11 protein-coding genes and 2 pseudogenes are annotated in these 13,126 nt (G+C 69.1%); 8 read left to right on the forward strand and 5 right to left on the reverse strand.

Annotated features, from left to right (window positions below):
• Nucleotides 1-327, reverse strand: a pseudogene (locus tag ABT063_RS48840) (IS1380 family transposase); the annotation flags it as partial.
• Nucleotides 328-885: 558 nt separating this feature from the next.
• On the opposite strand from ABT063_RS48840, the gene ABT063_RS48845 reads away from it, so the two are divergent.
• Nucleotides 886-1,221 carry a hypothetical protein gene (locus tag ABT063_RS48845; protein ID WP_351068152.1) on the forward strand — a complete coding sequence of 112 codons (336 nt, stop codon included), beginning with the start codon at nucleotides 886-888 and terminating at the stop codon, nucleotides 1,219-1,221.
• Between the two features lie 97 nt (nucleotides 1,222-1,318).
• On the opposite strand, the pseudogene ABT063_RS48850 reads toward ABT063_RS48845, so the two are convergent.
• Both ABT063_RS48850 and ABT063_RS48855 read right to left on the reverse strand, forming a co-directional pair.
• Nucleotides 1,319-1,930, reverse strand: a pseudogene (locus tag ABT063_RS48850) (helix-turn-helix domain-containing protein); the annotation flags it as partial.
• Between the two features lie 75 nt (nucleotides 1,931-2,005).
• Nucleotides 2,006-2,848, reverse strand: coding sequence for a hypothetical protein (locus ABT063_RS48855; RefSeq protein ID WP_351068155.1), 843 nt, complete (start codon nucleotides 2,846-2,848; stop codon nucleotides 2,006-2,008).
• Between the two features lie 682 nt (nucleotides 2,849-3,530).
• Between ABT063_RS48855 and ABT063_RS48860 the strand changes: the two genes are divergently transcribed.
• The 3 genes from ABT063_RS48860 to ABT063_RS48870 all read left to right on the forward strand — a co-directional run bounded on the left by ABT063_RS48860 (nucleotide 3,531) and on the right by ABT063_RS48870 (nucleotide 7,541).
• Nucleotides 3,531-4,631 carry an IS110 family RNA-guided transposase gene (locus tag ABT063_RS48860; protein ID WP_502991038.1) on the forward strand — a complete coding sequence of 367 codons (1,101 nt, stop codon included), beginning with the start codon at nucleotides 3,531-3,533 and terminating at the stop codon, nucleotides 4,629-4,631.
• 508 nt (nucleotides 4,632-5,139) lie between these two features.
• Entirely contained in the window at nucleotides 5,140-5,628 is a 489-nt protein-coding gene (locus tag ABT063_RS48865) for a GNAT family N-acetyltransferase (RefSeq protein WP_351068161.1), read from the forward strand.
• Nucleotides 5,629-6,023: 395 nt separating this feature from the next.
• The gene (locus ABT063_RS48870; RefSeq protein WP_351068163.1) at nucleotides 6,024-7,541 is read left to right on the forward strand and encodes an FGGY-family carbohydrate kinase; all 1,518 of its coding nucleotides are present in this window, start codon (nucleotides 6,024-6,026) and stop codon (nucleotides 7,539-7,541) included.
• A gap of 57 nt (nucleotides 7,542-7,598) precedes the next feature.
• On the opposite strand, the gene ABT063_RS48875 is transcribed toward ABT063_RS48870, so the two are convergent.
• Nucleotides 7,599-8,081, reverse strand: coding sequence for a PfkB family carbohydrate kinase (locus tag ABT063_RS48875; RefSeq protein WP_351068166.1), 483 nt, complete (start codon nucleotides 8,079-8,081; stop codon nucleotides 7,599-7,601).
• Nucleotides 8,045-8,551, reverse strand: a complete 507-nt coding sequence (locus ABT063_RS48880) for a PfkB family carbohydrate kinase (RefSeq protein ID WP_351068207.1) — start codon at nucleotides 8,549-8,551, stop codon at nucleotides 8,045-8,047. The genes ABT063_RS48875 and ABT063_RS48880 overlap by 37 nt, the downstream gene beginning before the upstream one ends.
• A gap of 293 nt (nucleotides 8,552-8,844) precedes the next feature.
• Here ABT063_RS48880 and ABT063_RS48885 point away from each other — a divergent pair, with 293 nt between their 5' ends.
• The 4 genes from ABT063_RS48885 to ABT063_RS48900 all read left to right on the forward strand — a co-directional run bounded on the left by ABT063_RS48885 (nucleotide 8,845) and on the right by ABT063_RS48900 (nucleotide 13,124).
• A complete protein-coding gene (locus tag ABT063_RS48885) occupies nucleotides 8,845-10,197 on the forward strand; it encodes an ABC transporter substrate-binding protein (RefSeq protein ID WP_351068169.1) in 1,353 nt (450 codons plus the stop codon).
• 79 nt (nucleotides 10,198-10,276) lie between these two features.
• Complete coding sequence (locus ABT063_RS48890; RefSeq protein WP_351068171.1) at nucleotides 10,277-11,239, forward strand: carbohydrate ABC transporter permease; 963 nt, start codon at nucleotides 10,277-10,279, stop codon at nucleotides 11,237-11,239.
• A gap of 44 nt (nucleotides 11,240-11,283) precedes the next feature.
• Nucleotides 11,284-12,120 (forward strand): carbohydrate ABC transporter permease, encoded by an 837-nt coding sequence (locus tag ABT063_RS48895; RefSeq protein WP_502991039.1) that lies wholly within the window; start codon nucleotides 11,284-11,286, stop codon nucleotides 12,118-12,120.
• The gene (locus ABT063_RS48900) at nucleotides 12,117-13,124 is read left to right on the forward strand and encodes a zinc-dependent alcohol dehydrogenase family protein (protein ID WP_351068173.1); all 1,008 of its coding nucleotides are present in this window, start codon (nucleotides 12,117-12,119) and stop codon (nucleotides 13,122-13,124) included. Before ABT063_RS48895 ends, ABT063_RS48900 begins: the two co-directional genes overlap by 4 nt.
• The last annotated feature ends 2 nt before the right edge of the window (nucleotides 13,125-13,126 follow it).

Below are 13,126 nucleotides of genomic sequence, written 5' to 3' on the forward strand. Positions count from 1 at the left end.
GTGAGCGCGTTCGGCCCGGCTGCGGCGAGGACTTCGATGAGCCGGGGGACGGTGGGGTCGGATGCCACCGACCCGAACACGGCCGGCTCGGCCCGCGGCAGGCTACATCGGCCAGGCAGTCCCCACCGAGCGCGACCGTCAAGGCCACGTCCAGCAGCTCTTCCCCGGATCGTGCACTGCTCGCGACTTGTACCACGGCGCCTGAGCCACCGATATCGCCTGGTCCAGCCCGGTCTTATTGCCCGTCTCGACCAGCGGGACGCCTCCCTCCTGCGAGGCCACCACCCTCGACGAGGACACGCGGGTAGGACCGATACGTTTCTTCACCTGCGAAGTGCCTCCCGCGGTGGCAGGACCAAGGACCTCGACAATGCTCATTCTTGCTGGTCAGAGGCGCTGCTGCTTTCCTGCCTGCGTCCAGGCCGACACCTTTCCTATGACCCACCACGTCGGTGTGCCGCGATTGAACCGGTCGCGAAGAGCTCCTGAACTGCGGTTGTGTGTGCGCACACTGTGCGGTGCGGGCGTTCAGTAGGTGGGGCCGTAAGGGCTCCAGTGCCCGAGGAAGGGTTTCAGGTCGTCGGCTCGTGGCTTGGGAATGTCGGGCAGCCGGGGCGGTGTGTTCAATGGGTCGAGGCGCTCAACGGTGGCCGCTGCCCAGCTGATCCATTCCTCGGCTTTGGTTCTGGCCTGGCCCGGAGGCGTGGCCTCGACTCGCGTGCGTACGGCGCTCACGTATTGGGTCAGTCGGGTGGCGTGGCGCCATGCCGCTTCCTGAGCTTCTAGTGCTCTGACCGGATAGGTTCGCCGGAAGCTCGCGGTGTTCGGCGTGGACGGGCCTCGCCAACCCTCCGTAGGGTGGTGATCGCATACGAGGGGGGCGGGGTGAACGGCAATCCGCTGTACCACTGGATAGCGCTGGCAGTGTCCACGGCGCTCATGCTGCCGGTGCCGGTGGCGATTCTGGCGGGGTGGACACCGCCGTGGATGCGCAAGCGACAGGCCGGGATGCGGCTTCGCGCCTACGGCATTCTGTGCATCTACGCCCTCATGCTCGTCAACGGCATCCCCCGGATCGCCGACGCCTCATTCGAGACGGTCATGGTCTGCATGAACGTCGGCTTCGGCTTCACCGCCGCCGCTGCGGTCCTGCTCCTGCTCTCGGCACGCAAGGATTCAGGCGCCCGGGCAGCTGGCCCAGTCGAACCTCGGGAAGGCTGAGAGACGGCTTGCCGCGCCTGCCGCGTCACGGGGTTGGTCAGGCTGCTGGTGTGAGGGGGCCTCCGCCCCAGCGGATGCCTTTCTCGCTGCGTATGCCGGGTTTGCCCTGCTTCGCCCAGCAAGAACCTGCGGTCGGCCGGATCCCCAGGGGCCCGAACTCGTCGAAGGCGAAGACCCGGTCCGGGAAGCGTTCCAGCACCTGCTCGATCCGGTCGAGCTTGGCGTCGCGATCGGGGGACTCCTTCCAGGTCTTGGTGCGCTGGAAGGTGATGCCGCGGCGGAGGAGCAGGCACCGTAAGGCTTCGCGGCCGATGCGGATGATGCGTCCGCGGACGCGGCGCAGGTAGGCGGCGAGCTTGCGGATCGACCAATGGGTGAAGGGCTGGCCGAGCTTGGTCGGGCGGGTGGTGGCCGTCTGGACGACGGAGTCCTCGTCGTCAGGGGTGAGTAGGCGGGGATGGCCTCCCGCCCACTGAGGGTCCAGGCAGGCCAGGCCGATCTCGTTGAACCGGTGGATCACGTCCCGGACGGTGTCCTCATCGGCCTGCACCAGCTTCGCGATCACCGGGACGCGGTTGCCGCCGGCGGACGCCAGCAGCATCATCGCCCGCCGGTAGCGCACCGAGCTGGTACTGCCACGGTGCACGATCTGCTGCAGCTTCTGCCCCTCCTGATCGGTCAGTCTGCGCACCCGCACAGGCTCGGCCACCACACCTCCAACGGTCGGAACAGACGTCACCGCCCATCAAACCGCCCCAACCGCCAACCCGGCGAACCTAGACGGTCACAGCACTAGGTGCCGGACGCGGTACGCCTCCGCGTACCGGATGCGGGCTTGTTCCATGGCGGCTTCCCAGCGGATGCGCTTCTGGCGTGCCGCTTCGGCCTCGTCCTGGCGTCTGCGTTCGGCGGCTTCGCCGCGAAGCGTGACCTCCTGTGCGATCTCGGCGAGCTGCTCTTCGAGGGCGTGGCCGGGAGCGTCGGCCCATTCGCTCGCCCGGTGTGGCTGGCCGCCGCTGAGGATGATGCGGAGGCGTTCGGATGGGGCGTAGTCGAAGCGAGGGATCCTTACCCAGGAGTTCTTCTTGGCGTCGGCGAGTTCCTTCTCGGTGGCGACGTGCTCGGTCCGGTCCTGCTCCTGGAGGACGAGAAACCCCACGGTCTGGCCCTGTGCGGTGATGGTGAAGTGGGGATTTGCCCTGCGGCGGCGATGAGGTGGGGGTGCGAGGCCGGTTTGGCCGGCCGAGCAGGTGTGTCCGTCGGCCTCGGCAGCGGTGATCAGTGCCTGGATGAGTCGGAGAGCGCGTATTTGGACGGGCTTGGTCAGGCCGAGCGGCTGGCGCTCGTTCTGCATGGCCCGGATAACGGTGTGCGGCCGAGTGAGCCGCGAGGGCACGGGGACGGGGTCGAGGACGGCAAGGCGCCAGGCGGGGATGTCCACGAGTTTGATCTCGTACCCGTCACGGCACCAGCTTCCGTACAGCTCCTTCGTCTCCGGAATCCTTCCGGATCTGCGTGCGGCGGCGACGCGGGACGGCCACTTCTCCAAGTCGGGACCGCTGCCGCTCTTGACGATCCTGCCGCCGGCCTCCGCGAGCTCCTGTAATAGCTGCTCCGTGAACGTCACACGAGGCTGTGAGGGAGGGCGTGGCTTCCGCCCGGCGGCCGGAGTTGCCTGTGCTCGGGTGACCTGGGGTCGTGGGGCGGCGGCCTGAGTCCTCCGCGGGCGTGACCCGCGGGGAGGGTACGTGCCGTGCGCCAGGTAGTGCTGGCCTGCACTCGTCAGGGCGACGCTCCACTGCCTGCCCTTCCGGGAGACCGTCACCAGGCCCCGGCTGTGCAGTGCCTGACAGGTGGTCTTGTAGGAGCTCGTCTCCCATACGCCGGCAGGGCACCCGGCCCCCACCCACTGCAACACCGAGAACTGCCGCTCATTGACCCGCCGTTCCAATGGCCCGCCTTCGACTCGAAGTGACGTACGACGGCGGCATGGTGCCAGTTCTGTTCGTCGGCGACGGGCGGTTCGAGTCAATTCGCTCGAACGAGCGGGCTGACGTGGCTGGAAGCCGGTTAGACGGAGAACGGTAGGCAGGTGCTGTTCTGCGGCGGGGGTCTGACTCCTGAGATGTCTGACCGGGGTGTCCTGATCACACTGTGTCGACCACCGGCCGGGGACGGTGCGTTGCTGGTCTCGGGCTGACCGGGCGTGTCTCGATAGGGGCTTGCCGGAAAGGCGTCTTCACGATTCTGACCGTCCGCACGGCCCTGTGCTGGCTAGCGATAAGCCGTCGGCCTGAAAGGGAACGAGCGTGATCGGCACACCCTCCGCTTCGCGTTCTCGTCGGCGCCGGCCGGCGGGGGAGGTGGTCCTGGGAGTGGACACGCACCGGGATGCCCATGTGGCCGCTGTGCTCTCCCTGGTGGGGGAAGTGATCGGCACCGAGGAGTTCCCGGCCACCGCGGCTGGATACCGAGACCTGTTGGGGTGGGCCAGGGCGTCGGGTACGGTGCGCCGGGCCGGAGTGGAAGGGACCGGTTCCTTCGGGGCGGCCCTGTCCCGCTACCTGCTGGCCCAGGGCGTGGACGTTTTCGATGTGAATCGGTTCGACCGGGCCGACCGCCGTCGGCGCGGCAAGTCGGACCCGCTTGATGCCGAGAACGCGGCCCGGGCGGTGCTGAGCGGGCGGGCGCGCGCCCAGGCCAAGGCGGGCGATGGGCCAGTGGAGATCGCCCGGATGTACAAGCTGGCCAAGGACTCGGCGGTCAAGGCCCGCACCCAGGCGATCAACCAGCTCAAGGCCGTCCTCATCCGTGCCGATCCGCAGCTGAGGGAGGAACTGGCCGGGCTGGGCAACGCAGAGTTCTTGCGTACCTGTGCAGGGCTCGTCGACGACAGCCTGAACGACGAGGCCGACGAAGGGGCGGTGCTCCACGCTACGCACATCACCCTGTGTCTGTTGGCCCGGCGCATCAGGCAGCTCAGCGAAGAGGCCCGGGAGCTGGAAGGCCGCCTGACCCGGCTGGTGGAGCGCCACGCTCCGCAGCTGATCGAGGTGGTGGGCATCGGTCCGGACACCGCCGTCACTTTGCTGATCACGATCGGGGACAATCCGGAACGCCTGGGCAGGGAGGCGTCCTTTGCGGCGCTGTGCGGTGTCAGCCCAGTCGAGCGTTCCTCGGGCAGTCGGCAGTACCGTCGCCTGAACCGGGGCGGCGACCGGCAAGCGAACGCGGCCCTGCACCGGGTCGTGCAGACCCGCCTGCGCGTTGACCCTCGTACCCAGGACTACTACGAACGCCGCAGCAAGGAGGGCAAAACCCGGCGCGAGATAGTCCGAAGCCTCAAGCGCTACGTGGCCAGGGAGGTCTTCCACCTGGTCAGACCTGTGCAGTCGCAACCCCCGTCATAGGGGCAGTGTGAGAGCGGCGTGCGACGAGAAGCCCCGCGGGTGCGGCCTGGCGGGGCTTCCGAACAGGTGGGTTACAACGCCGGCGCGGGCGCCGTTGCACTCGGTTGCCCTCTTGGGAGCCACCCGAAGCAAGGACACAGCGACGGCACGCGTTACACGGCCGATGCACAACACACAACCCAGGGACTTGGTGCGATCAACCAGGACACATCCGTTGCTGACGCAAAACCCAGCGTCTCCTGATGTGGCTCACGAGGCCAGCCTGAAGTCGTCCTGTACAGGCTGACCCTCGCTGCGGCAGGCCAGGGGAAGCAGCGGTTGACCACCCCGTTCTCCGGCTCCTCCGCAGCGGTTCGGGCGTCCCAGTTGCTGCCGGCGTGCGGCCGATGCGGCGGCAGTGACTTGGCCGATCGGGGCCTGGGCAGGCGGGTTCCCGGGAGCGGTGCAGGAATCCTGCCCGAGCAACCGACCCGCACGACGGCACGCCCCGGTGCGAAATACTCTCCCGATGAGTTCACGCACTTCCCCGATCAGCCAGCCGATCACGATACGGAGGGCCGTTGCGCGGGATGCCAAGCGGCTCACGCGGCTCGTGCGTGGCTCAGGCGCCTACGAGGGTAAGTACGCAGCCGCAGTCGCGGGCTACCGGGTCGGTCCTGATTACATCGAGGCCCACCGCGCCTTTGTGGCCGTCGGCGCCGACGAGCATGGAGGCCGGGTCCTCGGGTTCTACTCGCTCGTCCTCGCTCCACCGGAGCTCGACCTGCTGTTCGTCGCCGACGAAGCGCAAGGACTGGGTATTGGACGGCTGCTCGTCGCGCACATGCAGTCCGAGGCCCGTGCCGCCGGGCTCGACCGTGTCAAGGTCGTGTCGCATCGTCCCGCCGAGGGCTTCTACCACCGCGTCGGTGCAGTGCGGATCGGGACCTCGCTCGCGAACCCGCCTGCCATGCCGTGGGACCGTCCCGAATTCGAGTTTCGCGTTTCTTCGGAATGACGCGGTGTGCCGGTTCGCAGGGCACCGGAGCGGGCCGCACCCGCCGCCGACCGCGCACCGGAGGGAGAGTCAACGCGGTCGACCAGATGACGGTCAGGGCGCGCCGACCGGCTCCGTGGGACGATCGGCCCGGTGGATGGTGGCTTCGGCACGCGAGGAGACCGCAGTGTGCGTTCCAGTCATCGGTGATCGACGCTTCCCTGCCGGGTATGTCGACGCCCTGGCAGAGGTGTGCGGCCCGCGCTTCGGACGGGGGCGCGGCGTTGACTGATCGGGAACCAAGGGGCTCCAGTGCGACCACGATGCTGAGTTTGGCGCGGCTCGTCGCCGACTTCGCGGCGACCGGCCGGTTCGCCGCGGCGAACAACGCCCGCGGCCTGGGGCGGGTGTGAGCTGTGGTGCGTGAACTGGTGCTCGGTGTCGACGCGGGACACACCGTGACCAAGGCCGTGCTGTTCGACGCCACCGGCCGTGCGGTGGCGTCGGGCAGTGGCACACTGCCGCTGAAGACCCCTCGGCCTCACTGGGTTGAGCGGGACATGGACGAGGTGTGGCGAACGGCGCACCAGGCCATCGCCGCTTGTCTCGCCGAGGCCGGTCCGGACACGGGGCGAGCCGTCGCCGCGGTGGGACTGGCCGGGCACGGCGACGGCCTGTACGCCGTCGATGGGCGGGGCCGGCCGGTACGGGCCGGGATCGTGGCGATGGACACGCGCGCAGAACCGGTGCTGGAGGAGTGGCGGGGCACTCCGGTCTGGTCGCGTGCCCTGGAGTTGTCGGGCACTGTGCCGTTCGCTGGTTCCCCGGCCGCCCTGCTGGCCTGGCTCGCCCGCTACGAGCCCGGGGTGCTCCGGCAGGCCCGTTGGCTGTTGTCCTGCAAGGACTGGCTGCGCCTGAGACTGACGGGCGCGGTGGCCACCGATCCGACGGACGCCAGTGCCTCGTTCACCGACATGCATCGGGGCGGCTACTCGCCGGAGCTGCTCGACCTGTACGGCCTCGGCGCGCTCGCCGGCCTGCTGCCGCCCGTGCTGGCCTGCGATGCGGTGAGCGGAACCGTCACCCGGGAGGCCGCGGCGCTCACCGGGCTCACGGCCGGCACGCCTGTCGTCACGGGCGCCCACGACGTCGACGCCGCCGCGCTCGGGATCGGCGGCACGACGCCGGGCGAACTGTGCCTGATCGCCGGGTCGTTCAGCATCAACCAGGTGGTCAGCGAGCGCCCGGTCGTCGATCCGCGCTGGCAGGTCCGTCACTTCGTCCGCCCGGGCCAGTGGATGACCATGTCCACCTCACCCGCTTCGGTGGCGAACCTGGAGTGGTTCCTGCGGGTCACGGGCGCACCGACCGACCAGCGGTACGGCGTCCACGAGGCGATCGGCCGAGAGGTCGAGGCATGCCTGGACGGCCCGTCGGAGGTGCTGTTCCACCCGTTCGTCTACGGCTCCCCGCACCCGCATCCCGCGTCCGGGACGTTCCTCGGCCTTCGCGGCTGGCACGCCCGCGGCCACCTGCTGCGGGCCCTGATGGAAGGCGTGGTCCTCAATCACCGCTGGCACGCCGACGCGCTCTCCTCGAAGCTGCCGATCGCCGGGTCGGCGGCCCGGCTGACCGGAGGTGCCGCACACAGCGCGGTATGGAGCCAGATGTTCGCCGACGCTCTACGGCGGCCCGTCGTGGTGACCGACGTGCAGGAGAGCGCCGCCCGGGGAGCGGCCCTGCTCGCCGCCACCGCCGTCGGACTGCTCGACGACGTGACCGATCCGCGCGCCACCCCCGCCGTACTCAGACGCCACGAACCCCGCCCCGACCGGGTCGCCGTACTCGACGAGGCGTATGCGGTGTACCGGGAGGCGCTGGAGGCTCTCGGACCGGTCTGGGCCCGCCTGGACGTGCCCGAGGCTCCGGAGTGAGGCCGGACGCGCCGGCGACATGAGGGATCGACAGGCATTCAGGGACCGCCGGTGCCGTTACACGGGGGTCGGCTCGCCTTCGTAGCGGTACGGCGGCTGGGCGCCCGCGCGGATGCAGGTGCCGGCAGCGATCTCCACGGCGTAGGACAGCAGCCGGGCGAGGTCACCGGCCCCGAGAGCGTCGACGCCTTCGCGGCTGAGCCGGCCGGCGTGGTGCAGGTGGGCGAGTACCCCGGCGGTGAAGGCGTCGCCCGCTCCCACCGTGTCGACGACCTCGACCACCGGAGCGGGCACATGCACGCTGGCATCGCGGCCGACGACCCAGACACCCCGGGAGCCGAACGTGATCAGGACGAGTCCCGCCCCGGACGCGAGCCAGCGTTCGGCCACCGCCTCGTACGACTCACCGGGGTAGAGCCAGGCCAGGTCCTCGTCGCTCGCCTTCACCACGTCGGCGAGCGCCACCCACTCGGCGAACCGCCGGAGACAGGCGGCGCGGTCGGTTACCAGGCCCGGCCGCACGTTCGGATCGAGGGACACCAGCCGCCGGCCCGCTCCCGGCGAATCAGTCCGTCGAGCGTGGAGGCCAGGGGTTCGAGCAGCAGACCCAGCGACCCGAGGTGCAGAGCCGTCCCCGCGGGCAGCGCGCCGCCGTCCGGAAGAGCAGCGAGGTGTTCGGGGCGCAGGCCGCGGTCAGCGGTGCCGTCCGCTTGGAAGGAGTAGGCGGCCGACCCGTCCTCGCGCAGATGCACGGCGGCGAGAGTGGTGGGGTCGGACGCAGGCAGCGCCTGGGTGAGCCGGGTGCCGGATGCCGCGAGGTGCGCGCGCAGGAGATCGCCGAAGTGGTCGTCGGAGATGCGCGCGAGCAGTGCCGTGGGGACTCGGAGTCGGCCGAGACCGGCGGCGACGTTGAGGCAGGAGCCGCCCGGGCGCGGCCGGAGGCCGCGGCACCATCGGCCGTGCGGGCGGGGTGAGGTCCACCAGCGCGCCTCCGGCGATGACGACGGCAGGCTGGTCTGCGGGTTCCGGTCCGGCGCTCATGTGGGTTCCTCGGGGACGGCGGCGGCAAGGTCGAGGGCTTGGGCTGGGCTGTCCGGCGGAGTCCCCCAACCCCTCAGAGACCGCTTGACGATAAGTCTGAAGAGAATTTCTCGCAAGATGTGTTAACAACGGCGCAGTCTCCTGCTAATAATTCGGCCATCGAAACGCGCCCGACTCCCCAGGGACGCATCCACACCCCTGCTCGACCCGCCGCGCCTCAGTCGAGGTCCCGGCGAACCCGCACGAGAGGTCCCCCCGTCACATGGCATCGACCAGATACGCCCTCATAGCCGGCGCCGCCGCCACCGCCCTGCTCGCCACAGCCTGTTCCGGAGCCGGAGCGGGCGGGTCCTCGGGCGGAGGGAAGAGCATCAACGTCCTGATGGTCGGCAACCCGCAGATGGAGGACATCGCGAAGCTGACCAAGGACAACTTCACCAAGGACACCGGGATCAAGGTCAACTTCACGATCCTTCCCGAGAACGAGCTGCGCGACAAAGTCACCCAGGACATCGCCACCCAGGCCGGCCAGTACGACGTCGCCACCATCGGCGCCTACGAGGTGCCCATCTGGGAGAAGAACGGCTGGCTGCACGACCTGGGCTCCTACGCCGACAAGGACAAGGGTTTCGACAAGGCCGACCTGCTCAAGCCGATGGTCCAGTCGCTCACCGGCTCGGACGGCAAGCTCTACGCCCTGCCGTTCTACGGCGAGTCCTCGATGCTCATGTACAACAAGGACGTCATGAAGGCGAAGGGCATCACGGTGCCCGAACGGCCGACCTGGCAGCAGATCGCCGACATCGCGGCCAAGGTCGACGGCGCCGAGCCCGGTATGAAGGGCATCTGCCTGCGTGGTCTGGCCGGCTGGGGCGAGCTGGGTGCCCCGCTGACGTCCATGGTCAACACCTTCGGCGGCACCTGGTTCACCAAGGACTGGAAGGCCCAGGTCAACAGCGGCGGCTTCAAGGAGGCCACGAAGTTCTACGTCGCCCTGGTCCGCGAGCACGGTGAGGCGGGCGCCCCGCAGGCCGGGTTCACCGAGTGCCTGAACGCGCTGAGCCAGAAGAAGGTCGCCATGTGGTACGACGCGACCAGCGCGGCCGGGTCGCTGGAGGACCCCGCCTCCAGCAAGATCGCAGGCAACGTCGGCTACGCCTACGCACCGACCGTCAAGACGGACAGCAGCGGCTGGCTGTGGGCCTGGTCGTGGGCCATGCCGAAGACCACGAAGAACGCCGACGCCGCCTCGCAGTTCATGCTGTGGGCCTCCAGCAAGGAGTACGAGAACCTCGTCGGCGAGAAGCTGGGCTGGGCGCGTGTCCCGGCCGGCAAGCGGGCCAGCACGTACGAGATCCCGGAGTACAAGAAGGCCGCCGCGTCCTTCGGTGACATCACCCTGAAGTCCATCGAGGGCGCCGACCCGGCCAACCCGGGCGTCCAGCCCAGGCCGACCGTGGGCATCCAGTACGTGGCCATCCCCGAGTTCCAGGACCTGGGCACCAAGGTGACGCAGGAGATCTCCGCCGCGATCGCCGGCAAGACCAGCGTGGACAAGGCACTGAACGACGGTCAGAAGCTGGCCGAGGACGTCGCCAAGAACTACCAGAAGTGACCTTCAGCGCCCGGTCGGCCTCTGAGTCGGCCGGGCGCCGCTTCCCCAACCCCGGCCTTCACCGGCAGAGGAACCATTCATGACCACGCTCACCGCACCCCCCAAGACACCACCCCCACCCGTCCGTACCCGGAAGTCCTCGGGCGCGGCGGCCAAGTGGAAGCGCCGCATCCCGCTGCTGCCCGCGCTGATCTTCACCATCGTCGTCACGCAGCTGCCCTTCGTGGCCACGTTGATCATCTCCACGTTCCAGTGGAACATCCTCAGGCCGGGCGAGAGGCACTTCGTCGGTCTGTCCAACTTCTCGTTCGTCTTCACCGACGAGCGGCTGCGCACGGCCGTGCTCAACACCATCGTGCTCACCGCGTCTGTGGTGATCATCAGTGTGATCCTCGGCCTCGGTCTGGCGATGCTCCTCGACCGGCGGTTCGCCGGCCGCGGGCTGGCGCGCACGCTGCTCATCGCCCCGTTCCTGGTCATGCCGGTCGCGGCGGCGCTGCTGTGGAAGCACGCCATCTACAACCCCGACTACGGACTGCTCAACGGCACCCTCAACGCCGTCTACCGGTTGTTCGGCGCGGACAACGGCCCCACGGTCGACTGGATCTCCTCCTACCCGATGCCCGCCGTCGTGGTGTCGCTGGTCTGGCAGTGGACCCCGTTCATGATGCTGATCCTCCTGGCTGGCCTTCAGGCGCAGCCCGGTGACGTCCTGGAGGCGGCCCGCATGGACGGCGCCTCCGCGCTGCAGACCTTCCGCCACATCACGCTGCCGCACCTGCGCCAGTACATCGAGCTGGGCGTCCTGCTCGGCACGATCTACGTCGTGCAGACCTTCGATGCGGTCTTCACCATCACCCAGGGCGGCCCCGGCTCCCAGACCACCAACCTGCCCTACGAGATCTACCTGACCATGTTCCGCAAGTACGAGTACGGCGAGGCAGCCGCCGCCGGTGTCGTCGTCGTCCTCGGCGCGTTCGTCGTCGCGACCTTCGCGCTGCGCACCATCGCGTCGCTGTTCCGCGAGGAGGTTTCCCGGTGACCCATGCAGCAGTCGCCGCGCCCGGGGCGAGGTTCAAGAAGCTCCTGCGCCGTAAGGACGACCATGGTGGTGCGCCCAAGCTGTCGCCGCTGTGGACGTTCGTCGCCTGGCTCGCCACGCTGGCGTTCTTCGCGCCCGTGGCCTGGATGGTGCTCACCTCCTTCCACCAGGAGGCGGACGCGGCGACCAACCCGCCGACCCCGTTCGCGCCGCTCACCTTCGACCAGTACGAGCTGCTGTTCAGCCGGGACATCACCCCGTTCCTTCTCAACTCGGTCATGGCCAGTGTTCTTTCGACGCTGCTGGTGCTCGCCCTGGCGGTGCCGGCGGCCTACGCGCTGTCCATCAAGCCGGTCGAGAAGTGGACCGATGTGATGTTCTTCTTCCTGTCCACCAAGTTCCTCCCCGCCATCGCCGCCCTGCTGCCGGTGTACCTGATCGTCAAGGACGCCGGGATGCTGGACAACGTGTGGACGCTGGTCATCCTCTACACCGCCATGAACCTGCCGATCGCGGTATGGATGATGCGCTCCTTCCTTGCCGAGGTCCCCAAGGAGATCCTGGAGGCGGCCGAGGTCGACGGCGCGGGCCTGCTCACCGTGCTGTGGCGGGTCGTCGCGCCGGTCGCCATGCCCGGACTCGCTGCCACCTCGCTGATCTGCTTCATCTTCAGCTGGAACGAGTTCATGTTCGCCGTGAACCTCACCGCCACGCAGGCGTCCACCGCGCCGGTGTTCCTGGTCGGCTTCATCACCAACGAGGGCCTGTTCCTGGCCCGTCTGTGCGCGGCGGCCACCCTGGTGTCGCTGCCGGTCCTCATCGCCGGTTTCGCCGCCCAGGACAAACTGGTCCGCGGCCTCTCCCTGGGAGCCGTCAAGTGAAGGCAGCCGTCATCACGCAGCCCGGCAGCGTAGAACTCGCCACCGTGGAGGACCCCGCTCCCGGCCCCCGCGAGGTCGTCGTCGAGGTCGCGGCGACCGGGCTGTGCGGCACCGACCTGCACATCCTCCAGGGGGAGTTCGCCCCGAAGCTGCCCATCATCCCCGGCCACGAGTTCGCCGGGGAGGTCGTGGCCCTCGGCAGCGAGGTCACCGAACTCTCGCTCGGCGACCAGGTCGCCGTGGACCCGTCGCTGTACTGCTTCGAGTGCCACTACTGCCGCCTCGGCCACAACAACCTCTGCGAACGCTGGGCCGCCATCGGCGTCACCCACCCGGGTGCCGCCGCCGAGTACGCCGTGGCGCCCGTCGCCAACTGCGTACGACTGCCCGATCACGTGGACGCCCAGGACGCGGCCCTGATCGAGCCGCTGTCCTGCGCGGTGCGCGGCTACGACGTCCTGCGCAGCCGCCTCGCCTCCCGCGTGCTCGTCTACGGCGCCGGAACCATGGGCCTGATGATGCTCCAGCTCGCCAAGGCCACCGGCGCCGCGAGCGTCGACGTCGTCGACATCAACACCGAACGCCTGGCCGCGGCATGGCAGTTGGGCTGCTCCGCCGGTGCCGCGTCCGCCGACGAGCTCGACCGGCCGCCCTACGGCTGGGATCTGGTCGTCGACGCCACCGGCAACGCGAAAGCCATCCAGGACGCCCTCGGCCGGGTGGGCAAAGGCGGCACGTACCTGCAGTTCGGGGTCGCCGACTACGCCGCCCGGGCCACCATCGAGCCGTACAAGATCTACAACCAGGAGATCACGATCACCGGCTCCATGGCCGTCCTGCACAGCTTCGAACGCGCCGCGGACCTCTTCGCCACCGGTGTCATCGACCCGCGCGTCTTCATCAGTGACCGCCTCCCGCTGGCGGCGTTCCCGGACGCCGTCGCCCGCTTCCAGGCAGGCATCGGCCGCAAGATCCACATCCAGCCCGGCCTCGCCACCGCGTGAAC

The sequence above is a fragment of the Streptomyces sp. NPDC002838 genome (assembly GCF_040295365.1).
In the GTDB taxonomy this organism is placed as follows: Bacteria; Actinomycetota; Actinomycetes; order Streptomycetales; family Streptomycetaceae; genus Streptomyces.